1 protein-coding gene is annotated in these 255 nt (G+C 50.2%); it reads left to right on the forward strand.

The genetic code is table 11. The features are described from left to right. On the forward strand, window positions 1–255 hold a 255-nt coding region (locus ACO0K2_RS19760), incomplete at both ends, for an ExbD/TolR family protein (RefSeq protein ID WP_423021771.1).

The following is a 255-nucleotide window of genomic DNA, read 5'->3' on the forward strand; positions in this document are numbered from 1 at the left end:
CGCCGTTGATCGACGTTATGTTGGTGTTGATCATCATGCTGATCATCACTATTCCAATTCAGAATCACTCAGTGAATCTGAACATGCCGACGAATGCGCCGTCCAAGCCGACAGAGCCGCCAGTGGTGATTAACATTGACGTCGATTTCGATGGAACGGTATTGTGGAACGGTGTTGCGGTTGCAAGCCGTGGCGAATTGGAAAGCAAGCTGACAGAAGTGGCAAGCAATCCAAATCAGCCAGAGGTTCACCTGC

Origin of the sequence: Undibacterium sp. MH2W (genome assembly GCF_049340215.1) — a bacterium.
Taxonomy (GTDB): domain Bacteria; phylum Pseudomonadota; class Gammaproteobacteria; order Burkholderiales; family Burkholderiaceae_D; genus Undibacterium.